Origin of the sequence: Streptacidiphilus sp. EB103A (assembly GCF_041261405.1) — a bacterium.
Lineage (GTDB): Bacteria > Actinomycetota > Actinomycetes > Streptomycetales > Streptomycetaceae > Streptacidiphilus.
Window position 1 is genome coordinate 85,713 of record NZ_JBGCAQ010000017.1, and the last position, 25,420, is coordinate 111,132.

Here is a 25,420-nt window from a genome sequence, read left to right on the forward strand (position 1 = left end):
ACTGCCTCCGTCCGCGGCACAGCGGGCGGGGCCCTGTTTGCACCGTATGTCTGACTTGAGATCAGTAGGAGCATAGGCGAGTGTTTGGGAGGGCGCAGCGGCTGGCGCGGGCCCGTGGTGGGTCTCGATCTGCGTGCGGATCTACGTGCGGATCTACGTACGCGGACGCTCGTTCCAGGCGGCCATGGCGTGCTTGTCGTGCTCGACGCCGAGCCGGCTGATCGTGCCGGTGGCCAGCATGAAGAGGGAGCCGGAGGCGGCGGGCAGCCCCAGGTAGCGGGCCGTCAGCACGCGCAGGAAGTGGGCGTGCGCGACCAGGGCGACGTCGCCGCCCTCGGCGGCGCGGAGCTCCTCGTCGACCAGGGCCAGGACCCGGTCGGCGCGGGCGCCGATCTCCTCGGGGGTCTCGCCCCGGTGGCCCTCCGGGCCCGGCGGCACGCCGTCCGTCCAGAGGTCCCACGTGGGACGGGTGCGGTGGATCTCGGCAGTGGTGATGCCCTCGTAGCCGCCGTAGTCCCACTCGTGCATGTCCTCGACGATCCGGGGGTTGTCGAGCCCGGCCAGCTTGGCCGTGCTCCGGGCCCGGAGCATCGGGCTGCACAGCGCCAGCGCGATCGGGTGCTCGGCCAGCATCCCCGCCAGCGCGAGAGCCTGCCGCTCGCCGTTCTCCGTCAGCGGACGGTCGGTGTAGCTGGTGTGCCGCCCGGCCTCGCTCCAGTCGGTAGCACCGTGCCGGACCAGGATCACATCGCCCATGCCGCTCTCACTCCCACGCATCGAATCACGCTTCGAATCACGTTTCGCGCGCCCAACGTCCCGCGCGCTCTGACGTCAACGGTTGTCCACCTTCGTCGATCTTCGCACGCCGACGTTTCGGGGCGGCGTGGGGCGTGCGGCAGCTGTAGGTGGCTTACATGGCGGGTTCGTTGCCGCCCCCGCCGTCCGTGGCTTGTTGCTGTTGCTCGCTGTGCGCCCGAGATTCGGTTTTACGGTCGCAGGCCCTACGGCAGATTCGCCGCCAGGCGGTTGATGGCGGCCGGGTCGAGGATGTGCGGGGTGCCGGTCGAGTCGGCCGGGCTTGCGGAGGCCACGGCCAGCATCGCGCGGGCGACCTGTTCGGTGCTGGTGATGCGGTTGGGAGCGAGGCGGCGGAGCAGGGGGAGGAGCGGGCCGAACACGGTGTAGATGATGCGGTAGGAGCGCGTCTTCGATACGGCGCCGTGCAGCGGCTGGATGAATGCGGGGCGGAACATGTAGGCCCGGAAGGGGAGCTTGAGCAGGTCGTTCTCGGTGCGGCCCTTGACCCGCGCCCACATGGCCCGGCCCTGCTCGGAGCTGTCCGTGCCGGCGCCGGAGACGTAGCAGAACACCAGCTCCGGGTTGGCCTCGGCGAGCGGACGGGCCACGGCGAGGGTGAGGTCGTAGGTGATCGCCCGGTAGGCGTCCTCCGTCATCCCCGCGGCGGAGACGCCCAGGCAGAAGAAGCAGGCGTTGTAGTCCGTCAGTTCGGCGGCGATGGCGGACAGGTCGCTGGGGTCGGGCTGGACCAGTTCCCGCAGTTTGGGGTGCTCGACGCCGATCGCGGTACGGCCGACCACCAGTACTCGGCTCACCCGATCGTCCAGCAGGCACTCGCGCAGCACGCCCTGGCCGACCATGCCGGAGGCGCCGAAGATGATGACGTTCATGTGGCAATCGTAGGGGTCCGGTGGCAGCCTCCACAGGGCTCCTCTTGCCTCAGAGGCAAGACGTTTGCCTCCCCTGGCGTGCGGTGTGAGGCTGGGGTCGTGGATATCAGCGGTGAGGTACCCGGGCTCGGGGCCCGGCTGCGGGAGCGGCGGCTGCGGAGTCGGCTGACGCTTGAGGCGGCTGCCGCACGGGTCGGGCTTTCGCCCGCGCACCTCTCCCGGCTGGAGACCTCCAAGCGCCAGCCCTCGCTGCCGGTGCTACTGGGCCTCTCCCGAGCTTACGGCGTCCCCGTCGAGGTCCTGCTGGGGGAGGCGAGCGAAGTGTCGCCGCTGGTCAGGGCGCCGGTGCTGCGGGCGGGGGAGGGTGAGCCGACTGTGGCCGGGGGCTGGACCTACCGCCCGGCAGGGGTGCCGGGACGCGCGATGCAGGCCCTGCGCGTGCACATCCCGGTGCGGGTGCAGGACGCGGTGATCCGGGTCCACCCGGGTGAGGAGTGGCTCTACGTCCTGGAAGGACGCCTGCTGCTCACCCTCGACCGCGAGCAGCACCTCCTCGCCCCGGGGGATTCCGCCCACTTCGACTCGATGCGGCCGCACCGGCTGGTGGCGGAGGAGCCCGGCGTGGAACTGCTCTTCGTCCACACCCTGCTGCAGATGCCGACCGCTGAGCTCTGCATTCATTGAAGGAAGGGATCATCACCATGGCCAGCACGCAGTTCCCCGTCGAGGACGGCAGTACCCGGACCGAGCGCCGGGTCGGTATCCGGGTCTTCATCTATGTCATCGGCCTGCATGTGTTCGCGGGCTTCGCGATGCTGCTCTACTACGTGGGCCAGCACGGTCGGTGACCTTCAGGAGTGGTGGTGGTCCATGGCGGTGTGGTCGCCGTGCCCGCTGTGGGGGCTCTCCGGGGAGCCGCCCATCATGCGGAGCATGTCGCGGCCGCCGGTGCGGGCGAAGCGGTAGACGAGGGAGGCGGCGAGGAGCAGGAAGGCGATGTTGAGCCAGGTGGTGTAGTTCCAGCTGACGCCGTCCATCGGGATCTTGGCACGGGACTGCTGGGGGATCAGGCCCAGGCCGCCGAAGGCGAGTTCGACTGCGTAGCCGGCGACGACCATCGCGGTGTAGAAGATCGCGGCGAGAAAGGCGGTCATCCGCAGGCCGTAGTACTTCCGGTAGATGTTGAGGACGGGGAGGATCAGCAGGTCGGCGAAGATGAAGGCGACCACGCCGCCGAAGCTGATGCCGCCCTTCCAGAGCACCACCGCGAGTGGGACGTTGCCGATGGAGCAGACGAAGGAGACCATCGCGACCAGCGGGCCGATGAGCGGACCCCAGAGCTTCGCGGCCAGGGGGTGCCCGTCGAAGAAGAAGGTGCGCCAGAAGCTGTCGGGGACCCAGGCGGCGATGGCCCCGGCGATGAGCAGGCCGACGACCAGGTCGCGCAGGATCGCCGCCCATTCCATGACGAACACGTGCGCGACCGAGGTCCAGCCCTCGCGGGAGAGCAGCCGCCGGGCGAAGGAGCCCTCGCCGCGGACGGACATGTCCATCGCGGCGTGGCCCTCCATCGAGCCGGCCCGGCCGTGGTCGGCCTGCTCGCGGGCCTCGCGGAGCAGTCGGTCGCGCAGGAGGAGGCGGAACAGGACGGCGAGGACCACGATCATGATCGGTCCGCCGACGAACTCGGCCGCGGTGAACTGCCAGCCCATCAGCAGGGCCAGGATCACGCCCAGTTCGACCACCAGATTGGTCGAGGCGATCTCGAAGGCCATCGCCGCGGTGAAGTTCGCGCCCTTGCGGAACAGCGAGCGGGCCAGCGCCACGGCGGCGTAGGAGCACGAGGAAGAGGCGGCGCCGAGGAGTGAGGCGACGGCCAGGGTGCGCGGACGGTCGTCGCCGAGCAGGCGGACGATGGTGGACTTGCGGACCACCGCCTGGACTACGGCCGAGAGGGTGAATCCCAGGATCAGGGCCCAGGTGATCTCCCAGGTCATGGCTCCGGTGATGGAGAGTGCGTGGGTGAGGGCGTGCCAGAGGTCGTTCATGTCGCGCCGTCCGGGGGGTGAGTGGCCGTGAGAGCGTCTGCGTCCTGACGAACGACTATACCCCCCAGGGGTATTCCGGATGGTTAGACCGCAGGCTCCAGCGTGCTGTCGCGGGAGACCAGGGCCGCGTAGTGGCCGCCCAGGGCGAGGAGCTCGTCGTGGGTGCCGCGTTCGGCGATCCGGCCCTGGTCCAGGACCACGATCTGGTCGGCGTCGCGGACGGTGGAGAGCCGGTGGGCGATGGTGATGGTGGTGCGGCCGGCCGAGAGGGTGTCCAGGGCCTGCTGCACCGCCTGCTCGGTCTGGGTGTCGAGCGCGCTGGTGGCCTCGTCCAGGACCAGCACCGGCGGGTCGCGCAGGATGGTGCGGGCGATGGCCAGCCGCTGCTTCTCGCCGCCGGAGAAGCGGTAGCCGCGTTCGCCGACCATGGTCGCGTAGCCGTCGGGGAGCGAGGCGATGTGGTCGTGGATCTGGGCCGCGCGGGCCGCCTCGTACAGTTCCTCGTCGGTGGCGTCCGGCTTGGCGAAGCGCAGGTTGTCCGCGACCGAGGCGTGGAAGAGGTAGGTCTCCTGGGAGACCACGCCGACGGTGTCGGCCAGCGACTCGAAGCTGAGGTCGCGGACGTCGGTGCCGTCGATCACCACCCGGCCCGAGGTCACGTCGTAGAGGCGGGGGACCAGGTAGCTGAGGGTGGTCTTGCCGGAACCGGTCTCGCCGACGACGGCCAGGCTGGTGCCGGCCGGGACGGTGAGGTCGATGTCGTCCAGGGTGGGACGGGTCCCGGCGGCGGGGTCGTAGCTGAAGCCGACGTGGTCGAAGCGGACCTCGCCCGCGCCCGCCCTGCGGGTGACCGGGTCGGGGCGCTCGGTGATGTCGGGGACCAGGTCCAGGTACTCGAAGATCCGCTGGAACAGCGCCAGCGAGACCTGGACGGCGACGCCGACCTGGAGCAGTTGGACGGTGGGCCGGAACAGGCTCTGCTGCAGCGAGGTGAAGGCGACCAGGGTGCCGATGGACACCGCGGTGGTGTGGCCGTGGCCGCCGGTCAGGCCGGCCGCCCAGTAGATCACCGCGGGCATCGCGGCCATCACGATCTGGATGGTGGACTGCCGCCAGCGGCCCGCCATGTCGGCGCGGACCTCCAGGTCGGCCAGGGCGTCGGACTCGCGGGCGAACTCGTCACTGAGGCCGCGGGATCGGCCCATGGTGCGGCCGAGCAGGATGCCGCTGACGGACAGTGACTCCTGCATGATCGAGGAGATCGCGGCGAGCTGCTTCTGGCGCTCGGTGGCGATCTTGCGGCGCTCGTTGCCGACCCTCCGGCTGATCCACACGAACAGCGGGAGCAGCAGCAGCGAGACGATGGTGAGCTTCCAGTCCAGGGCGACCATGGCGACCACGGTGGCGACCACGGTGGTGAGGCTGGAGACCAGCGCGGTCGCGGTGCTGGTCACGGTGGACTGCATGCCGCCGATGTCGTTGGCGATACGGGACTGCACCTCGCCGGTGCGGGTGCGGGTGAAGAAGGCCAGCGGCATCCGCTGGAGGTGGGCGTAGACGCTGGTGCGCAGGTCGTGCATGACCCGCTGGCCGACGCTGGTGCTGAGGTAGGTCTGCAGGACGTTGAAGACCGAGTTGGCGACCGCGACCGCGATCATGCCGAGGGCCAGCAGGCTCAGCAGGCCGGTGCGGCCCTGCGGGATGGCGGTGTCGAGGACGGCGCGCAGCAGGAACGGCGAGGCCACCGAGACCAGGGAGGACAGGCCGACGAACATGCCGACGGCGATCAGCTTGCCCCGGTAGGGGCGGAACAGGCGCAGGATGCGACGCAGCTGCACGGGTGCTTTGGGTGCGCCCGGCTTGCGGGCGGGTGGAGTCCAGTCGGGACCTGGGGTGCGCATGGGCGGCTCCGGGAAGTAGGGACGACGGGCTTGCTACGTCCCGTCCAACGGAGCATAGCTCATCTTTATTCCGGCTAATAGTGAGTAAGACTCAGTGATGTGTCGGCGCTGGAGGGGCGGTTGGCCGAAGGGGTGGAGAGCGCTCTCCGGTTCTGTTATAAACACGGCATGGACGAGCCCCGCAGCGCTGCCGCCGGAACCGCTCCGACCTTGGAGGACGTGGCCAGGGTCGCCGGGGTCTCCCGAGCCACGGTCTCCAGGGTGGTGAATCGCACCCGCAATGTCGACCCCGCGATCCAGGAGGCGGTGCGCCGGGCCGTCGCCGCGGTGGGGTACGTGCCCAATGGCGCGGCGCGCTCGCTGATCACCCGTCGGAGCGGCTCGGTCGCGCTGGTGGCCTCCGGCGCGGGGGAGGGGCAGGAGGAGGAGTTCCGGACCCGGTTCTTCACCGACCCCTTCTTCAGCCGGGTGGTGAACGGGGTGATGGGCTTCCTGCGGCCGCGGGGCATGCACCCGGTGCTGATGCTGGCCGAGACCGAGGAGGCCAGGGCGGAGGTCGTCGCCTATCTGCGGCAGCGCAGCGCGGACGGGGCGCTGGTGGTCTCGACCCACGCCGACGACCCGCTGCCGGAGCTGCTGGTGGCGGCGGGGCTGCCCGCGGTGCTCTTCGCCCGGCCGGCCCGGCCGGTCCCGATCGGCTTCGTGGACCTGGCGCACCAGAAGGGCGCGCGGCTGGCCGCCGACCGGCTGGTGGGCCAGGGGTGCCGGCGGGTGGCGGTGATCTCCGGGCCGCTGGACATCCGGGCGGCGCGGGAGCGTCAGGACGGTTTCCTGGAGGCCATGGCCCGGCACGGCGAGGCGGTGGTGCCCACCGCGGAGGGGAACTTCACCCAGGCCAGCGGGGAGGCCGCGATGCAGCGGCTGCTGCTGGAACGTCCGGACCTGGACGGGGTGTTCGCCGCCAACGACCTGATGGCGCGGGGGGCGCTGCACATCCTGCGTGAGCACGGGCGGCGGGTGCCGGAGGACGTCCGGGTGGTCGGCTTCGACGACAGCAGCGCCGCCGTCGACAGCCGTCCGGCGCTCACCACGGTGCGGCAGCCGGTCGAGGAGATGGCGGCGGAGATGGCGCGGCTGCTGCTGGACCGGATCGAGGGCAGGGCGGAGGGGCCGAGGTCGGCGGTGTTCGACCCGGTGCTGGTGGTGCGGCAGTCGGGCTGAGCGGAACGCGCTGGTCGGAAGGCCGGACCTCCGCTCCGGGCGGGGAGGCACCCCCGCCCGGAGCGTGCTCATGGGGATGGAGAGCGCTCTCCATTTCGTTCAAGGTTCCGCATTCCGGCTCGGTCCGTCAAGAGTAGGGGTGGCGCTTTCACGCCCTGAATGTCCGTCAATGCAACCAGATATGACGTCCGTTCAGTACCGGAACACCGTCTTCTGACAAAACTCTTGACGGCCACGAAACAAGAGCGCAACCATCGCCCGATGGGAGAGCGCTCTCTTGGTGAGCGCTCTCCGACCCTCAGGCCCACCCCCTGTCAGGAGTTCCCATGGGAGCACCACCCCTTGGTTCCGCGCGCACTCTGCTGAGAACGGCGGCGCTGGCCGTCGTAGCGCTCTCGCTGTTCTTCTACGCCCTGGTCGCCGGGCCGGTCACGGCCCGTGCGGCCGACACCCTGCTCTCCCAGGGCAAGCCGGCCACCTCCTCGTCCACCGAGACGACCGGCGCCGGGCTGGCCGCGGCCAACGCCGTGGACGGCAACACCGGCACCCGCTGGGCCAGCGCCTGGAGCGACCCGCAGTGGCTGCAGGTCGACCTCGGCAGCGGTTACAGCATCGACAAGGTGGTGCTGAACTGGGAGAACTACGCGACGGCGTACCAGATCCAGGTGTCGAACGACGGCACCAACTGGACCAGCGTCTACTCCACCACCACCGGCGCCGGCGGCACCGAGACCCTGAACGTCAGCGGTACCGGCCGCTATGTGCGGATGTACGGGACGGTGCGCGAGAACGGCTACGGCTACTCGCTGTGGGAGTTCCAGGTGTACGGCCTGGCCTCCTCCGCCACCCCGACGCCCACTCCGACCCCGACGCCTACGGCGACCGGGTCCACCCCGCCCGGCAATTGGACCACCGTCTGGAGCGACAACTTCTCGGGTGGGTCCGGCAGCGCGCCTTCCTCGGCCAACTGGATCACCGACACCGGCACCCAGTACCAGAACGGCGCCGCCAACTGGGGCACCGGCGAGGTCGAGACCGACACCAACAGCGCCGCCAATGTCGCGGTCGACGGCAGCGGCCACCTCAACCTCACCGCGGTCAGGGACGGCAGCGGCAACTGGACCTCGGGCCGGGTGGAGACCCAGCGCAGCGACTTCGCCGCGCCCGCCGGCGGACAGCTGATGATCTCCGCCTCCGTCAAGCAGCCCAACCCGGCCAACGGGCTGGGCTACTGGCCCGCCTTCAAGGCCGTCGGCGCCCAGTACCGCAGCGACATGACCACCTGGCCGCAGATGGGCGAGAGCGACATCCTGGAGGACGTCAACGGCCGCAGCCAGCTCTCGGCGACCCTGCACTGCGGGACCGCGCCCAACGGCAACTGCAACGAGTACAACGGCATGACCAGCGGACTGGCCAGCTGCACCGGCTGCCAGACCGGCTACCACACCTACACCGAGATCATCGACCGCACCCAGTCCGACGAGCAGATCCGCTACTACCTGGACAACCAGCAGGTGTGGCAGGTCAACGAGTCGCAGGTCGGCGTCGCCACCTGGCAGGCCGCCGTGGACCACGGCTTCTACCTGGTCGCGGACCTGGGCATCGGCGGCTCCTACCCCAACGCGGTCTGCGGCTGCACCTCGCCGAGCAGCGCCACCAGCTCGGGCGGCGCGCTGAGCATCGGCGCGGTCACGGTGTCCACCACCACCGGCACCCCGCCGACCCCGCTGACCGACCCGGCCGTGCCGACCGGCGCCAGTAACGTGCATGTCACCGGCGCGCAGGGGAACTGGCAGCTCAGTGTCAACGGGGCGCCGTACCAGGTCAAGGGAGTGACCTGGGGTCCCTCCACGGCCACCGCAGCGGCCCATATGCGGGACCTGAAGTCGCTGGGCGTCAACACCGTCCGCACCTGGGGCACCGACGGCACCACCCAGCCGCTGCTGGACGCCGCCTCGGCCTTCGGGGTCAAGGTGATCAACGGCTTCTGGCTGAACCAGGGCGCCGACTACGTCAACGACACCGCGTACAAGACCAGCACCCTCAACTCCATCGTGTCCTGGGTCAACGCCTACAAGAACGACCCGGCGGTGCTGATGTGGGACGTCGGCAACGAGGTCATCCTGACCACTCAGGACCACTACACCGGCGCGGCGGTCGAGCAGCAGCGGATCGCCTACGCCCAGTACGTGGAGCAGATCGTCCAGGCGATCCACGCGGCCGACCCCAACCACCCGGTGACCTCGACCGACGCCTACACCGGCGCGTGGCCGTACTACAAGCAGTACACCCCGGACCTGGACCTCTACGCCGTCAACTCCTACGGCGCGGTGTGCAATGTGAAGACCGACTGGATCAACGGCGGTTACACCAAGCCCTACATCGTCACCGAGTCCGGTGACTCCGGGGAGTGGGAGGTCCCCAACGACGCCAACGGCGTGCCCACCCAGCCCACCGACGTCCAGATGCGCGACGGCTACACCAGCGCCTGGAACTGCATCTCCGGCCACACCGGGGTCTCCTTCGGCGGCACCCTGTTCAACTACGGCCAGGAGAACGACTTCGGCGGCATCTGGTTCAACCTGATCCCGGAGGCCTGGAAGCGGCTGGCCTACTACTCGGTGGCCAAGGACTACGGCGGCAGCCCGCAGCAGAACACCCCGCCGGTGATCAACAGCATGACGCTCAGCAACACCGCGACCGTCCCGTCCGGCGGCACCTTCAACGTCACCACCAGCACCACCGACCCCAACGGCGACCTGATCCGCTACAACCTGATGTACAGCAGCAAGTACGTGGACGGCGGCACCGGCCTGCAGCAGGTGACCTTCGCCCAGACCGGGGACGGGCAGTTCACCGCCACCGCGCCGAAGACCCTGGGCGTCTGGAAGGTCTACGTCTACGCCTACGACGGGCACGGCAACGTGGGCGTGGAGACCCGGTCGTTCAAGGTGGTCGCCCCGCCGGTGAACGGGACCAATGTGGCCAAGGGCAAGCCCACCACGGCGTCCTCGTTCCAGACCGCCAACGGAAACTTCACCCCCGGCCAGGCCACCGACGGTGACTGGACCACCCGTTGGGCCAGCAACTGGGACGACGCCGAGTGGCTGCAGGTCGACCTCGGTCAGACCACCGCGATCCACCACGTCCAACTCGGCTGGGAGGCCGCGTACGGCAAGGCGTACCAGGTCCAGGTGTCCAACGACGGCACCAACTGGACCACGGTCTACTCCACCACCACGGCGACCGGCGGCGTCGACGACTTCGACGTCACCGGGTCGGGCCGCTATGTGCGGCTGAACCTCACCCAGCGCGGCACCGCCTACGGCTACTCGCTCTACGAGTTCGGCGTCTACGCCTGATGCCGCTGCGCCGGCCGCTCCACAGTTCCAACCCACCCACCAGGAGGTCCTCATGAAAGTCCGTCACCGGATTGGGTCCAGGCGGAGGCGGATCCCGCCGCGCAAGGCCGCGCTGCCCGTCGTCCTCGCGCTGCTGCTGTCGCTGATCGGCCTCGGTGCCTCGATGGCCGGGGCCAGTGCCGCCACCGGGACGCTGATCTCGCAGTCCCGTCCGGTCGTCGCCTCGTCGCTGGAGAGCGCCAACTTCCCGGCCGGCGCCGTGGTCGACGGCGATCCGACCACCCGCTGGGCCAGCGCCTGGAGCGATCCCCAGTGGATCCAGATCGACCTGGGCGGCAACGCCACGGTCAACCAGGTCGAGCTGGACTGGGAGACCGCTTACGCCAGCGCCTTCCAGATCCAGACCTCGCCGGACGCCAGCACCTGGACGTCCGTCTACTCGACGACCACCAGCACCGGCGGCAACCAGGTGCTTGCGGTGAGCGGAGCCGGCCGCTACATCCGGATGCTGGCCACCGCGCGCGGCACCCAGTACGGCTACTCCCTCTACGAGTTCAAGGTCTACGGCTCGGTGACGCTCAGCACCAGCGGCTACGTCCTCGCGGACCCGCCGGTCACCGGGGTCACCCCGTCCACCTATGTGCCGCCGAACGCGTACTTCCACGAGTTCCAGGCACAGTGCAGTGCCAACCATGTGCTCCCGGACGACCCGATCGTCTTCCCCGGGAAGCCCGGCGCCTCGCATCTGCACACCTTCATGGGCAACACCACCACAGACGCCAACACCACCGAGGCCACGCTGCAGGCCGGCGGCACCACCTGCATGGCGCCCGGTGACAAGTCCGGCTACTGGATGCCGACCCTGCTCAACGGCACCACCCAGGTCCTGCCGGTCGGCACCCAGACCATCTACTACAAGTCAGGAGTCATCGACTACACCAGCGTCCGGCCGTTCCCGACCGGGCTGCGCTTCGTGGTCGGCAGCCCGGCCGCGAGCGCGACCCAGTTCTCCACCGACCCCGGCTGGGTCTCCGGCTGGGAGTGCGGCAACAGCTACGGGAACATCGACTTCCCGCCGAGCTGCCCGGCCGGCAGCGAACTGGATATCCGCTACCAGGCTCCGAGTTGCTGGGACGGGATCCACCTGGACACCCCGGACCACAAGAGCCACATGGCCTACCCGATCAACGGCGTCTGCCCGGTCGACCACCCGGTCGCCGTGCCGATGATCGAGTTCAAGATGGCCTTCCCGGTGAACGGCGACATGTCGCAGGTGCACCTGTCCAGCGGTCGCGGATTCTCCTTCCACTACGACTTCTTCAACGGCTGGGACACCGCCACGCTCGCCGCCCTGGTCACCCACTGCGTGGTCGGCGGTCTGCAGTGCGACGACCGCGGCTACGACCAGAACCAGCCGCAGAAGGGCGCGGTGCTGAACGACCAATACCTGCTGCCCTCCTGACGAACCGGCAGCAGCTCTGCCCTCACTGGGAGGAACCGATATGAACCGAGGAACGGGTCACCTGGTGGGGGCTGCTGCCCTTCTGCTGCTCGCCGTCGCGGGGTGCGCCTCGGCGCGCCCCGCGACGGCGGGCGCGCAGGGCTCCTCGGGCCCCTCCGCCGCCGCCAGGATGGTCTGCGCGGACGAGGCCCAGAAGGACATCTCCGGCGCCCTCGGCGCCACGACCACCGAGCCGGTCCGGCCGACCTGGTCGAACCGGCTCTACTCCTGCCGCTACGCGTATCGGGACGGCTCCCTGGTGCTCTCGGTCAAGGACCTGCCGGACGCCGCGGCCACCCAGGCCTGGTTCAACGCCCTACGGACGGCAGCACCCGGCACCACCCCGCTCAGCGGCCTCGGCGACGCCGCCTTCGCCGAGCCGGACGGGACGGTGGTGCTCCGCAAGGACGCCACGGTGCTGACGGTGGACGTCAGCGCCCTGCCGAGCAGCTTCGGCATGCCGGTCCGGTCGCGTGCGTCGGCGGCCCGGACCGTCGCGACGACGGTGTTGCTCTGCTGGAAGGAGAGTTGACGTGGCGCCAGGGGCACAGTAGCTCTCCCTCCTGGCGTGTCGGGCGCGGCAGTGGAGTGGCGAAGGTAGGGGTGGGCATTTGTCCCAGTGGTGCGCGGCCGGGCACCTGGTGGGTGCCCGGCCGCGTGCGTACTGGGTGGTGACGGAGTGTCAGTCGAAGTAGCCGCTGCTGTCGATGACCAGGTTGATCGCGCCGGTGCTGTGGTTGACGACAGTGATCTGGGAGGAGCTGTCGGTGGGGGTGAGGGCGAGGTCGGCGATGTCGTCGCCGGCGGAGAAGTCGACGTTGGAGGTGGCAGGAGCGGTGGTGCCGGTGGGGTAGGCGGTGATGTATCCGGCGGTAGCGGTGTCGGCGACGGTGAGCATCGTGACCAGGGTGGGCGTAGTGGTGTAAGTGATCTGCTGGGTGTCGGAGGTGGAGACGGTGAAGGCACCGCCCGTCGTGATGGCGGCGGCTGTTGTGCCGGTGCCGGCGCCGGTGCGGGTGTCGACCAGGCGAGTCGGGTTGACGGCGTGGTAGGTCTGGCCGGTGGTGCCGGTGGTGTAGTAGCCGGCGATGTCGACGATTACGGCGGTGGCGCTGCTGCCGTTGTAGATGGTGATGGTTCCGCCGGTGCCGATGGGGGTGTCGGCGGCCATGGAGGCCAAGGAAGTGCCGGTGTTGTAGGTGAGGCTGGTGTCGGCGCTGGGGGTAGCCCCGGTGGCGTAGGCCGACAGGTAGCCGGTGCCGGTCTCGCCGGTGGTGGTGAGGTTGACGGCGACCGCGGTGGCGGTGGACGGCACGCCGTCCAGGCTGGTGATCTTCAGGGTGAAGCTGGTGTTGGCGGCGACGGTGCCGGTGGCGGTCAGGCTGGTGTTGGCGTAGCTGCTGCGTGTGTCCAGGGCGCGGGTCGCGGTGGTCAGCGGGGTGTATGTCTGGTCCCCGGTCAGGGTGGCGTCGCTGGTGAAGTAGCCGGTGACGTCGACGATCAGGGCCATGGTGCCGGTGCTGGCGGTGTAGGCGTACAGGTCGATCTTGCCGTCGTTGCCGACGGGGACGATCTGGTAGCCGGTGGCGGTGACACCGCTGGCGAAGTTGGTGGAGGAGGTCAGGGGGCGCTGAGTGCCGTCCGCGTAGGTGGTGACGTAGCCCTCGGCGGTCTGGTGAGTGGCGGTGACGGCGATGGCGACGGCGGTGACCGTGGACGGGATGGTGGTGGGGGATCCGGAGGTGGAAGGGGTGACGGTGTCGCCCGCGATCTTCACCGGGACGACGGTGCCGCCGGTGACGGTGCTGGTGCCGGCGGTGATGCCGCTGGTGTAGGCCAGCGCGGTGCTGGAGCGGGTGTCCAGGATGCGGGTGGGGGTGATGGCCTGGTGGTAGCTGGCGGGGGTGTAGGGCTGGGCGGGGGCGACAGCGGCGCCGGTCCAGGTCTGCAGGCGGGCGAGTTCACCGGTGAGGTAGTCGGCGCGGGCGCTGTTGTGCCAGTCGGCGCCCAGCAGCAGGGCGCCGGTAGCGCCGGTGCTGGGGGCGGTGTGGTTGCCGGAGGCGACCAGGACGTCGTCCACGTAGAGGTTCATCACCGCTGTGGTCTTGTCGTAGGTGGCGGTCAGATGGGCCCAGGTGCCCAGGTGGACGGTGCCGCCGGCGATGCTGTCGAAGCTCCAGGCGGTGCCGGCGCCGGTGTTCAGCGCGAAGGACCAGCCGCTGGTGGTGGCGGCGATGCTGATCCCGGAGTCGGCGCTGCCGTTCTGGGACAGCACCGAGGCGGTGTTGATGGTGGGGTTGACCCACAGGGAGACGGTGAAGCTGCCGGTCAGGTCCAGGGCCTTGCTGCTGGTGTGCAGGTAGTCGCTGTTGCTGGCGGTGAGGGCGACGTCCGGGTCGAACAGTCCGCCGGTGGGGGCGGTGATCCCGCTGGTGCCGGTCAGGGGCAGCGCGCTGCTGGCCGCGTCGTCGGCGGTCAGGGCGGTGGTGTCGTAGTCGTTGAGGGGCCAGTCGTGGGTGTCGGTGCTCAGGGTCTGGGCGGTGGGTGTGGTCCAGGTCGCGGTGGGCGGGGTGGCGGTGGAGAGCGTCATCAGGTGGGCGGTCTCGGTGCCCGAGGCGCTCACGGTCCACAGGTCGGGGGTGCCGTCGCCGTTGATGTCGGCGGCCTGCAGGGTGGGCACGGTGGCGGAGTCCCAGCCGCTGGTAGCGGCCTCGACTGCGGTGTTAGCGGTGTCGACGGCTCCGTTGGACAGGGCGTCGGTGGTCAGGGTTTGCAGGTCGGTGGGGCTGAGGTACCACAGCTGCCCGGCCGAGGTGTCGCTGGTGCTGGTGTCGCGGGCGAACAGGGCGGGCAGCCCGTTGATCAGGGTGCTGGTGATGGTCCAGCCGCTCCAGCCGGTGGTGCACGCGGTGTTGCTGTTGGCGGCGTTCTGGGCCAGGCAGTAGGGGTTGTAGTCGGTCAGGTCGGTGGCGGCGTCTGCGCCGGGGTAGTTGCCCTTGCCGTCATTGGACCCTTCGTCGACCAGGGACCCGTTGAGAACCATAAGCAGGTCGGGGTAGCCGGTCATGGCGCTGGCCAGGTTGCCGTTGGCGACGTAGTTGTACAGGCCGCCGCCGCTGGCGATGGAGGTGGCGTAGGCGGTGGTGTTTGTGGTGGTGCCGTCGGCGTTGGTGGTGCTGGTGTTCTGGGCGAATACGCCGGCGGCGTTGGTGACGGGGTAGGAGTCCACCGGGTTGAGGGCGGTGCCGTCGCCCTGGCCGCGCAGCAGCTCGCCGCTGACGGCGCCGGTGGCGGCGTTGTAGCTGTAGTCCAGGACGTCGTTGAATCCGGCGCCGGTGAAGAAGTGGCCGGTGATCGCCTGGGTGCTGGTGAAGGAGGTGGCGTTGGTGGTGGTGGAGACGCCGTTGCCGTCGATGCCGACGTTGCGGGCGGTCGCGTTGACCTTCCCCGCGCCGCTGCCGGTGGCCTGCCACAGTCCGGCGGGCAGGGAGTTCTGGCCGCCGACGGTGAGCAGGTCGGCCTTGCCGTCGCCGTTCAGGTCGTCGCTGACGGCGGTGGCCGGGGCCTGCGCGACGAACCGGTAGTCCGCGGAATCGCCGATGTTGCCGTCCGCGGCGACCCCGGTGACGGTCAGGATGTCGGTCTGGGTGGTCGGCTTCAGCGAGATGGTCGCGGTGTAGGGGCTGGTGCTGGACGCGCTGACGCTGACCGGGTTGCCGCCGTTGAGCTGGTAGCGGTAGCTGGTGGGCGCGGCGCTGGTGGTGTCGGTGTCGGTCAGGGTGAAGCCGGCCGCCGTGCCAACGGTGCACAGGGCGTCACCCGACGGACTGGCGGTCAGGTCCGGGCACTGGCTGGTGGTCGAGGTGACCGGGGCGATGGTGGGGGCGCCTGGGCCGGTGGGGTCGTAGTAGAAGTGGCAGGTGGTGGACTGACTGCTGGTCAGTTTCTGGTCGGTGACGGTGAGGTACCAGGCGAACTCGGTTTTCGCGGTCAGTGCCTGGAAGGCGCCGGAGCTGGTGGTGTGTGAGTAGTAGGCGCTGACGGTGGTGCCGCTGGTGGCGTTGATCGCCTGGGTGTAGGTGGTGCCGCTGGACATGTTCTTCAGCGTGAGGTTGGCAGTCAGCGGGCTGATGGTGCCGTCGGGGTCCGAGACATGGGCGCGCAGCGTGACGTCGCCCAGGCCCAGGGTGGTGGGGGTGCTGGCGGCGCAGGAGGTGGCCGGGCTGGTGGTCAGGCTGCTGGGCGTGTTGGGGGTGTGGTCGTAGGTGGTGGTGATGGTGGCCTGCTTGCTGAACTGCTTCCAGGCCAGGTCGTTGCTCTCGTCGGCGGCGCGCAGCCCGAAGGTGACGTTGCCCCAGTGGCCGTTGGCGGCACTCTGCATGGTGGAGGTGATGCTGTAGCCGATGTCGCCGGGGCCGCAGGAGGTGGACCATCCGTTGGCGACGGTGTCGGTTCCGAGCTTGCTGATCCAGCTGGGCTGGTTGTTCCAGGTGGTGCTGGAGGAGATGGTCCCGGTCTGGTAGAGGTCGACGGCCTCGGCGGTGCAGGAGGCGGACCAGTTCTCGTAGAACGAGATGTTGGAGGAGATCACCGTCGCGCCCCAGACGCTGCTGTGGACGCTGGTCTGGAAGAAGGACCGGTTGGTGGAGATGTCCGAGGTCCAGTCGGTGTAACCGACGTGCAGGGGACCGGGAGTGGAGGCGGCGGGCTTCCAGAACGCGGTGGAGGGCCACAGGCTGTCGGCGAACGCCCAGGCCTGGACGGTGTCGGTCTGCCCCGAGGCGGTGAAGCTGGGGTCGATGTAGACCGGGTAGACGGTCTTCTTCCCGGTCAGAATGGTGTGGTCGGGCGTCAGGGAGATCTTGCCGGCGCGGTAGGAAGCCTTCAGGCTGGCCTTGTGGGCCGCGGTGCCGGGCTGGACCGCGCTGGAGGCGATCGGGCTGCCGTTGCGTCGGTCCACCTGCTGCCCGGTGCTCGGGTCGGTGGCCTTGGGGGTGCTCGCGGCGGCTGCGGTGGAGTCCCACATGGTGGGGGCGGTAGCGGAGAACACGGTGTGCCCGTTGCGATCCTTGGCGGACAGGTCCCCGGCGGTGTCCGTGGTCATGGTGACGCCGCTGGCCTTGGTGGCCAGGGTCAAAGCGGCCAGCTTGGGGTTGGCCGCGGCGGTGGCGTTCTTGACCACCAGGACCTCGCTGAACCCGCCGGTGTCCTGCGCGGTCACGGTCAGATCCACACCGGGCAGGACGCTTTGGTACGTGGCGGTGGCCCCGGACAGGGTGGGTGTGCCCAGGGTGAATCCGGTGGGCAGGGACACGGCCAGGGAGCCGCTGCCGGCCCGCATGGTGGCCAGTGGGGTGCTGGTGCCACCGCTGGACAGGGTCAGCGCACTGGTGGTGACCTTGGGTGCGATCGTCCCGTCCGCCTTGCGGACCAGGGTTGCGTCGAGGTTCTGCCACTTGCCCTGGACGCGCTTGCGTACTGGGGCAAGGTTCTGTGTGAGCGTCAGCGTCCCGTCCGGGTTCGCCGTCAACGTGGACGAATCGGTCGTCGCTGCGGTGGCCTGCACCGGCTTGCCCGTCGACCGGGCCCGGAGTATGGCCTGATCCTCCGTCAGACCCAGAGGCGACGCCGAAGCCGAGGTGGCGGTCTTCGCTGCCGCGGTGGAGGTCGCGTTGGCGTTGGCGTAGGCGGCGGCGCCCGGAGCCAGCAGCGCGCTGGACACAGCCAATGCTGTGGCGCGCGCGGTCAGCTGCCGCCATCTTGAGGAGGGCCGCGAGATTCTGAGATTCATCTGTGAACTTCCTGTCCCTGACTAGGGGCGAATGGGTGTATACGTTTCACAGCCGGGAATTTGTCGCCCTGGATGAAGGCAACGCTTACCCAAGGTCGCCCGAAGGCCGTTGGCGGCAGGACTGGTGCAGCTTCCCGTCAAGTAGGGCACCGTCGGGCGATGGCTGCCATGAACACGTGAGAACGCTACTGGCCAGTGGAAAGGCGAACGATCACTGTGTGATGTGGTTCACAGGGGCAGGGGTGTCCAATGTGTCCATCTCTTCATCTATTTGATGGCCCTTCATCTCCATTCTCTTTCCTTGCTCTTACGCTGGAGGCTCCCTGCTTCCGATATCTCTTAGGCCGTTGATTGATAGATGTGCATGAATTCGCCTTTTCTGTGAATCGCATGTGCATCCCATAAGTCAGGGTGGTCTGGATGCGCAGGGGTCGGGCGATGGGGCAAGGGCGCACGGCAAGGGGAGACGGGGCGTTGGGGGCCTGGCGCCGTCGTATGCGCCCCCGCATCCTGACGCTGTTGGCCGCGTCCATAGCGTGGTGCCTGGGGATCGGACTCGCTTTCGGGTCGACCGCCAGTGCCCTGCCCGTGCACCGGACTTCGGCCGCGAAGGTGAAGGTGAGCGTTGGCCGTTCGGTCACGGGCCTGAAGCAGGTGCCGCACAAGACCGTGGCTACCTCCAGTGCGACCAAGACCTCCGTCACGCCGACCCGGACCGCCTGGCCCGCAGCAAGCACTGGCTCACTGCAGTTGACGGTGCCCCAGTCCGCAGCGTCGACGTCCGGGGCCAAGGCCGTGGCGGCGGGGACTCCGGTCTGGGCGCAGGCCGTCGCATCGGGCAAGGGCTCCTACGCCGGTCCGACCGGGCTCGGGGTGTCGGTGCAGTCGCGGACGCTGTCCACACAGTTGGGTGTGTCCGGTCCGGTGTGGTCGCTGACCGATGCCAGTACGGGTGCCCAGGGTGCGGGCAGTGTGCGGGTGGGGCTGGACTACGGTGCGTTCAGTCAGGCGATCGGCGGTAACTACGCCTCCCGGCTGCGGCTGGTGAGTCTGCCCGCGTGTGCGCTGACCACGCCGCAGCTGGCCAAGTGCCGGGTGCAGACCCCGTTGACCTCGGTCAACAACGCCAAGTCCGCGAGCGTGTCCGCGTTGGTGACCCTTGGCAGCCAGGCGGCCGTCAAGAACGCCGCTTACAGCGGGACTAAGGGCAGCGCTGCGGACTCGGTGTCCTCGGCGGTCTACACCGGTCCGGTCTCGTCGTCGGTGTCGGCACAGAGCGTGTCGACGTCGGGTGCGGCGACGGTGCTGGCGGCGACGGACTCGACCGGGCAGGAGGGCGGGGCGGGCGGCAACTATGCCTCCGCGCTGTCTTCCGTGGGGTCGTGGTCGCAGTCCGGTTCCTCGGGGGATTTCACCTACACCTACAAGGTGAGTGTGCCCGGTGCGTCGACCTCGCTTGCCCCGGATGCCTCGCTGTCCTACGACTCAGGCAGCGTGGACGGGAAGACCGCGAACACCCAGGCCCAGGCCTCCTGGGTGGGTGACGGCTGGAGCACCCAGGACTCGTTCGTGGCACAGGAGTTCACCTCCTGCGCCGACTCCCCGGAGGGCAGCGCCGGGTCGGTGACCACGATCGACGAGTGTTACGACGGCCCGATCCTGACGCTGTCGCTGAACGGCTCGTCCACCTCGATCGTCTACGACTCCTCGACCTCCACCTACAAGCTGGCCGACGACAGCGGCGCGACCGTGAAGAAGGTGACCGGCTCGGCGAACGGTTCGGGGACCTATGACACCTCCTACTGGGTGATCACCGAGCGGGACGGCACCAGCTACTACTTCGGCCGCAATGAACTGCCCGGCTGGGCCTCCGGGAACGCGACCACCAACTCGGTGGACTACGAGCGGGTCTACTCCGCCCACTCGGGCGACCCGTGCTACAACTCCACCGCCACCAGCAGCTACTGCACCATGGCCGACAAGTGGCACCTGGACTACGTGACCACCGTCACCAGCGCGGCGATGGCCTACTACTACACCCAGGACACCAACTACTACGGCGCCTATAGCGGGGCCTCCGAGGTCAAGTACATCCGCGACTCCTACCTCGCGAACATCGACTACGGCTTCACCACCGCCACCGGCCCCTACGGCACCATCCCCGACAAGGTCGTGTACGGCACCTCGGTGCGCTGCACCTCCACCAGCACCAACTGCGGCACTGCCGAGACCTCCTCCAACGCCTCCTACTACCCCGACGTCCCCTACGATCTGAACTGCGCCTCGGGCGCGACCTGCGCTGCCTACGCACCCTCATCCTTCTCCACCGTGCGGCTGACCTCGATCACCACTGAGCAGTACTCAGTCGCCTCTAGCGCGTACGTGACCGTGGACTCCTACGCGTTGACCCACACTGAGCCCTCGACGGGTGATGCCACCAGCGCCACGCTGTGGCTGTCCTCGGTGCAGCACACCGGGGCCGACACCACCGCCGGCGGCTCCACCGCCTCCATCAGCACCCCCGCCATCACGTTCACCGGCTCGGCGCTGGAGAACCGAGTCAGCACCACCACCTACCCCGGCCTGTTCCGCTACCGGATCACCGCGATCACCACCGAACTCGGCGCAGTGATCGGGGTGACCTACACGCTACCGACGGCCTGCTCCACCTCGGCCACCCCGTCGTCGAACACCGCCTCCTGCTATCCCGAGTACTGGACCCCGTCCGGCTACATAGCCCCGATGCTGGACTGGTTCAACAAGTACGCCGTCCAGATGGTCTTGGAGACCGACACCACCGGCGGCTCACTGACCAAGGAGACCGACTACGCCTATACAGGGGCGGCCTGGCACTACGACGACGATGAGAACACCAAGGCCAAGTACCGCACCTACGGGCAGTGGCGCGGCTACCAGCAGGTAACCACCACTACCGGCAACGGCGCCAGCGACGCCCGGACCAAGAACGTCACCTCCTACTACCAGGGCATGGACGGGGACTGGCTGTCCTCCAGCTCCACCCGCAGCGTGTCCCTTACCGACTCCCAGGGCGGCAGCCACACCGACTCCAACCAACTGGCCGACAAGGTCCTGGAGACCACCACCTACCAGGGCGTCGGCGGAGGCATTGACCACTCCACCATCAACTCGTACTGGATCTCCGCAGCCAGCGCGACCCGCGCCCGCAGCGGACTGCCATCGCTGACCGCCAACATGACCGGGACCGCGGAGGTGTGGACACGGCAGCGGCTGACCGACGGCGGCACCACTAGCTGGCGCTATAACGAAACCGACACCACCTACGACGCCACCACCAGCGATGCCAACTTCGGCCTGCCCACTTACGCGTACAACCACACGGTCCCAGCCGCCGCAGGGTATGACCAGTGCACGGCCACCAGCTACGCGCCAACCAACACCAGCCTGAACCTGGTCGGCCTGATCGCCGGTACCGAGACCGACTCGGTGGCCTGCTCGGGCTTCACCCAGGGCTCGGTGACCTCGGTGCCCGACGGCCTGAACACCCTGGCTGCGCCGGCCAGCGTGACCCGCCCGGACCAGGTCGTGAAGGCGACCGAGACGTTCTACGACGACTCGACCTTCGCCACCACTTTCCCGCAGACCACCGCCCCCACCCTGGGCCTGGTCACCATGACCCGGCAGGCCACCGGCTACACCTCGGGCGCCTTCACCTGGCGCACCACCGCACAGAACACCTACGACAGCACCTACTACCGAATAGCCAGCACCACCAACGGCAACGGCAACGGCACCAGCACCAGCTACACCGTCAATGCCGCCTACCTGACCACCGGCCAGAAGCTCACCCAGCCCACCGTCGGTAGCGTCGCGCATACGACCTCCACCACGCTCGACCCCGAACGCGGCCTCACACTGACCACCACTGACGTCAACGGTGTGGTCACCACCACCCAGTACGACGCGCTCGGGCGGACCACCTCGGTGTGGAAGGACTCCCGCGCCACCACCACCCTGGCCAACCAGACCTACGCCTACACCCTGTCCAACACCGCGGTGTCCGGGGTGGTCACCAACACCCTCAACGACAACAGCGGCTACCTCACCTCGACCAGCATCGAGGACTCCCTGGGCCGCACCCGGCAGACCCAGACCTACACCCCCCAGGGCGGCCGCCTGATCAACGACACCCTCTACGACTCCCGCGGCTGGGCCTTCAAGTCCAACACCGGCTACTGGGACTCCACCACCACCCCGAACCTGATCCTGGACTCGGTCGCCGACAACCAGGTCGCCGTCCAGAACGTGACCACCTTCGACGGCCTGGGCCGCAAGGTCTACGACACCTCGGAGAAGTACGGCGCCGTCATCTCCACGACCACCACGGTCTACAGCGGCGACGCCACCACCGTCATCCCGCCCACCGGCGGAGTCACCAAGACCACCCGCACCGACCCGCTCGGGCGCACCAGCGAGGTCGACGAGTACACCGTGGTCCCGACGCTGACCACGCCCTCGAACACCAGCACCGGGATCTTCTACCTGACCGGCGGCACCACCAGCGCCACCACCTACGGCTACGACGGCCACGGCCAGCAGGCCACCACCCTCGACGCCAAGAACGAGACGTGGACCGACACCTACGACCTAGCCGGTGAGGTGGTCTCCAGAACTGACCCTACCGCCGGCAGCAGCACCATGAGCTACGACCCGGACGGGAACCTGCTGCAGACTCTGGACGCCCGCGGCGACTACACCTCGTACACCTACGACGCCCTGGACCGAAAGACCGCCGAGTACGCCGCCGCTACTTCCGCGCAGGTCGCCTACACCTCAACCAGCGTCCCCGGCAACCAGACCGCGGCATGGGTGTACGACAACGCCAACACCGCGATCGCCTCCATGCCCGACCCCATCGGACATCTCACCACCGCCACCTCCTACACCGGCGGCTACGCGTATGTGAAGCAGGCGGTGGGCTTCAACGTGTTCGGCGAGTCCACCGGCGAGGAGACCATCATCCCCTCCGGAGCCCAGGGCACCGTCCTCGGCAAAACCTGGAAGATCACCCACACCTACACCAGCGTCCTCGGACTGCCATGGTCCGACGTGTACCTCCTGGGCGGCGGCCTGGCCGCCGAGACCGTCACCCGCACCTACAACAACGACGGCCTCCAAGGAGGCCTGGCCACCAGCTCCTACAGCTACCTCCAGAACGTCACCTACACCGCCTACGGCCAGGTCGCCCAGGTCCAGCTCGGCTCCACCAGCTCCAACGCCAGCGTCACCGACACCTACGACGCACACAGCGGCAACCTGACCGACCAACTGGTCACCCGCTCCACCAGCAGCCCCGCCAGTATCGACGAGAACGCCTACACCTACGACCTCGCCGGCAACATCACCCACCAGACCGAAACCCGCCTCGGCTCCTCCACCACCGCCGAGACCCAGTGCTACACCTACGACACCCAGGGCCGCCTCACCACCGCCTGGACCGCCACCGACACCTGCGCCGCCACCCCCACCAGCACCTCCTACAGCACCGTCGGCGACGGCATCACGGGGGGCACCTACTGGACCAGCTGGACCTTCGACGCCATCGGCAACCGCCTCACCCAGACCCAACACGCCCTCACCAGCACCACCAGCGACACAGTCACAACCGACACCTACTCCACTACCCAGCCCAACACCCTCACCGCGACCACCACCACCGGCGGCACCACAGCCAGCACCAGCTACGCCTACGACAGCGCCGGCAACTCCACCACCCGCAACACCAGCACTGGCATCCAGACCCTGACCTGGGACAACAACGGCCACCTCACCAAGGTCGCCAACGCCACCACCGGCACCTCCACCAGCTACATCTACGACGCCGACGGCACCCTGCTCCTGCAAGTCGACCCGACCACCACCACGCTCTACCTCGGCAGCGAGCAGATCACCCTCACGGACTCCACCTCCGCCGTCACCGGCGTGCGCTACTACAGCGTCCCCGGCGGCGCCACCGTCGTCCGCACCGGAACCACCACCGCGTACGGCTTCGAACTCGCCGACCAGCACGGCACCAACAACCTCTACCTCGACTACACCGCCCAAACACCCACCTGGCGCCAGTTCGACCCCTACGGCAACGCCCGCGGCACCACCACCACTTGGGCCGACAACCGCACCTTCCTCAACAAAACCACCGACACCACCACCGGCCTCACCGACATCGGCGCCCGCTACTACGACGCCACCACGGGCCGCTTCATCAGCCTGGACCCCGTTTTCGAAGCCACCAGCGCCCAACAGCTCAACGGCTACACCTACTCGGCGGACGACCCGATCAACCAAGCCGACCCCAGCGGACTGCGTGTCTACGACGACACCACCGAACGCACCTATTCCAGTGGGCAGGATCAGACGCAGTACTACAACACCCACCGCAGCGAAATCCGCCGCACACTTGCACACGAGAGGGACTACTACAAGGCGGCCGCTCCCAAGGCGGCCCCGTCCATACCGGTGCCGTTCTTCTCAGGCTGGTGGAGTTCGCAATGCTCCAAGAGTGCACTGGGCCTGGCGTGCACAGCTGCCGGCGTCACCGCCGGGGCAGCCAGCAGCGCCCAGGGGTACCTGGGTATCTTCAATACCACCAGTGGAGCCATCTCTGCGGCTGGGAAGACTGGTACTGCCGAGGTAGGGATGGCCGACATGAACAGGCTCCTGACGCTGCAGAATACGGGAACTGGGCTCTCCCGCGTGGCCACCATGAATCCGCGCCTTACCTCGCGTCTTGCTACCAACGGCCTGGGTGCGGCTGGTTTTGCTGCAGCCTTCGGCTACAACTACCTGCAAGATCGGGGTAATGGGGACACCCGGACCCGGGCGGTTGCGACTGCGATCCCTCAGGCGGCGGCCGACACATACATCTCGGCATCCTTGGCTGCATCCGGTATGGAGGACGGAATGTTCATTGGATCCTTCGTGGGCCCCGAGGGTACAGTGGTGGGAGCCGCGGTGGGGGCGGTCGCCGGACTTGCTGTCGGATTTGTGACCAGCAATGTGACGAACAATGTTATTGCCGATATCGGAAGTTGGTTCTGATGCCTTCCTGGGCTGTTTTGGGGGGAGCCCTGATCCTTGCAGCGCTCTCTGCCCGATCCTGGGCGAAGAGTGTGCGGCGTTGGTCCGACCCCCGTGCACCCGCAGCGCCGGTGGCATTTGCGCGCTATCTGGGACCAACGCAGCGCAGCAGGCTCGAACGCGCCTCATTTCTTAATGCGGCCTGCCTGAGCGGCCTGTCGGTCATGCTGTTGGGCGGTGCTTGGCTTCCCGCTGGTGGCGCGGAGCACCGTTCAGGCCCGGCGGCGGCCTTTGTCGTGGCCGTCGTTGGCCTGGTGGTTTTCTGTCTCGGTTGCGTGGCTCAATTGGGGGTGGTGATTTTTGGTCGGCCAGCTTTTCTGCTGTCGAAGGAAGGGGCGGCCATGGGCGAAGAGATGCATTCCGCTTCTGGTGCATGTGCCGCAGCGCCGGGTTCCGACGGGCCGAGGGTTGGGTCCCTGGGAAATCCCTCGGCCATGGCTGAGGTGGCTGTCTATCGCGACGATGCGGACACCTATGCACAGCTGCGGCGATACGACGTCTACATCGATGGGAAGCGCGTCGGTCGCTTGCGGCGCGGGGAGATGGTCAATTTCCCTGTTTCTGTGGGGTCCCATGCTGTTCAGGTGAGGATTTCATGGTGCTCCAGCATGGTGCTTCCGGTCGAGGCCGGTTTTGAGGAGCGAGTGAGCTTGATCTGCAGGGCGAAGCAGGGCGCGAGTACGGACCTGGCCGGTATCTCCCGTCAGCGGGACGACTTCCTGCTGCTTCGTAAAGTTTGAACCCGACGCGAACTTGGTGGTCAATTCGCATGATGATTGATCAGGTTCTTTG

The 25,420-nt window shown here is 68.4% G+C and carries 13 protein-coding genes; 8 read left to right on the forward strand and 5 right to left on the reverse strand.

What is annotated here, in order from left to right; translation table 11 throughout:
* Positions 1–153: 153 nt before the first annotated feature.
* Positions 154–756 (reverse strand): histidine phosphatase family protein, encoded by a 603-nt coding sequence (locus ABH941_RS27090; RefSeq protein WP_370132260.1) that lies wholly within the window; start codon positions 754–756, stop codon positions 154–156.
* Positions 757–1,001: 245 nt separating this feature from the next.
* Positions 1,002–1,688, reverse strand: coding sequence for an epimerase (locus ABH941_RS27095; protein ID WP_370132141.1), 687 nt, complete (start codon positions 1,686–1,688; stop codon positions 1,002–1,004).
* Positions 1,689–1,787: 99 nt separating this feature from the next.
* On the opposite strand from ABH941_RS27095, the gene ABH941_RS27100 reads away from it, so the two are divergent.
* Positions 1,788–2,372, forward strand: a complete 585-nt coding sequence (locus ABH941_RS27100) for a helix-turn-helix domain-containing protein (RefSeq protein WP_370132142.1) — start codon at positions 1,788–1,790, stop codon at positions 2,370–2,372.
* A 17-nt stretch (positions 2,373–2,389) separates the two neighbouring features.
* Complete coding sequence (locus ABH941_RS27105; protein WP_166682704.1) at positions 2,390–2,536, forward strand: DUF6126 family protein; 147 nt, start codon at positions 2,390–2,392, stop codon at positions 2,534–2,536.
* 3 nt (positions 2,537–2,539) lie between these two features.
* On the opposite strand, the gene ABH941_RS27110 is transcribed toward ABH941_RS27105, so the two are convergent.
* Together ABH941_RS27110 and ABH941_RS27115 are read right to left on the reverse strand one after the other, a co-directional pair.
* On the reverse strand, positions 2,540–3,736 hold the full coding sequence (locus ABH941_RS27110) for a permease (protein WP_370132143.1): 1,197 nt from the start codon (positions 3,734–3,736) through the stop codon (positions 2,540–2,542).
* An 83-nt stretch (positions 3,737–3,819) separates the two neighbouring features.
* Positions 3,820–5,637, reverse strand: coding sequence for an ABC transporter ATP-binding protein (locus ABH941_RS27115; protein WP_370132144.1), 1,818 nt, complete (start codon positions 5,635–5,637; stop codon positions 3,820–3,822).
* A 168-nt stretch (positions 5,638–5,805) separates the two neighbouring features.
* Between ABH941_RS27115 and ABH941_RS27120 the strand changes: the two genes are divergently transcribed.
* The 4 genes from ABH941_RS27120 to ABH941_RS27135 all read left to right on the forward strand — a co-directional run bounded on the left by ABH941_RS27120 (position 5,806) and on the right by ABH941_RS27135 (position 12,253).
* Positions 5,806–6,858, forward strand: a complete 1,053-nt coding sequence (locus tag ABH941_RS27120; RefSeq protein WP_370132145.1) for a LacI family DNA-binding transcriptional regulator — start codon at positions 5,806–5,808, stop codon at positions 6,856–6,858.
* Between the two features lie 326 nt (positions 6,859–7,184).
* Positions 7,185–10,220, forward strand: coding sequence for a discoidin domain-containing protein (locus ABH941_RS27125; RefSeq protein WP_370132146.1), 3,036 nt, complete (start codon positions 7,185–7,187; stop codon positions 10,218–10,220).
* Positions 10,221–10,383: 163 nt separating this feature from the next.
* Positions 10,384–11,682, forward strand: coding sequence for a DUF1996 domain-containing protein (locus tag ABH941_RS27130; protein WP_370132261.1), 1,299 nt, complete (start codon positions 10,384–10,386; stop codon positions 11,680–11,682).
* Positions 11,683–11,722: 40 nt separating this feature from the next.
* The gene (locus ABH941_RS27135; RefSeq protein ID WP_370132147.1) at positions 11,723–12,253 is read left to right on the forward strand and encodes a hypothetical protein; all 531 of its coding nucleotides are present in this window, start codon (positions 11,723–11,725) and stop codon (positions 12,251–12,253) included.
* A gap of 150 nt (positions 12,254–12,403) precedes the next feature.
* Here ABH941_RS27135 and ABH941_RS27140 read toward each other — a convergent pair whose 3' ends face one another.
* Positions 12,404–17,512 (reverse strand): beta strand repeat-containing protein, encoded by a 5,109-nt coding sequence (locus ABH941_RS27140; RefSeq protein WP_370132148.1) that lies wholly within the window; start codon positions 17,510–17,512, stop codon positions 12,404–12,406.
* Positions 17,513–18,130: 618 nt separating this feature from the next.
* Here ABH941_RS27140 and ABH941_RS27145 point away from each other — a divergent pair.
* Both ABH941_RS27145 and ABH941_RS27150 read left to right on the forward strand, forming a co-directional pair.
* Entirely contained in the window at positions 18,131–24,589 is a 6,459-nt protein-coding gene (locus ABH941_RS27145; RefSeq protein WP_370132149.1) for an RHS repeat domain-containing protein, read from the forward strand.
* A 110-nt stretch (positions 24,590–24,699) separates the two neighbouring features.
* Positions 24,700–25,368: a hypothetical protein gene (locus tag ABH941_RS27150; RefSeq protein WP_370132150.1), complete on the forward strand. Its 669-nt coding sequence runs from the start codon at positions 24,700–24,702 to the stop codon at positions 25,366–25,368.
* Positions 25,369–25,420 lie beyond the last annotated feature (52 nt).

Coding starts and splice junctions, on each gene's coding strand:
- ABH941_RS27105 (WP_166682704.1), top strand. CDS start 2,390: ATGGCCAGCACGCAGTTCCCCGTCGAGGACGGCAGTACCCGGACCGAG.
- ABH941_RS27120 (WP_370132145.1), top strand. CDS start 5,806: ATGGACGAGCCCCGCAGCGCTGCCGCCGGAACCGCTCCGACCTTGGAG.
- ABH941_RS27115 (WP_370132144.1), bottom strand. CDS start 5,637: ATGCGCACCCCAGGTCCCGACTGGACTCCACCCGCCCGCAAGCCGGGC.
- ABH941_RS27090 (WP_370132260.1), bottom strand. CDS start 756: ATGGGCGATGTGATCCTGGTCCGGCACGGTGCTACCGACTGGAGCGAG.
- ABH941_RS27135 (WP_370132147.1), top strand. CDS start 11,723: ATGAACCGAGGAACGGGTCACCTGGTGGGGGCTGCTGCCCTTCTGCTG.
- ABH941_RS27110 (WP_370132143.1), bottom strand. CDS start 3,736: ATGAACGACCTCTGGCACGCCCTCACCCACGCACTCTCCATCACCGGA.
- ABH941_RS27130 (WP_370132261.1), top strand. CDS start 10,384: ATGGCCGGGGCCAGTGCCGCCACCGGGACGCTGATCTCGCAGTCCCGT.
- ABH941_RS27140 (WP_370132148.1), bottom strand. CDS start 17,512: ATGAATCTCAGAATCTCGCGGCCCTCCTCAAGATGGCGGCAGCTGACC.
- ABH941_RS27095 (WP_370132141.1), bottom strand. CDS start 1,688: ATGAACGTCATCATCTTCGGCGCCTCCGGCATGGTCGGCCAGGGCGTG.
- ABH941_RS27125 (WP_370132146.1), top strand. CDS start 7,185: ATGGGAGCACCACCCCTTGGTTCCGCGCGCACTCTGCTGAGAACGGCG.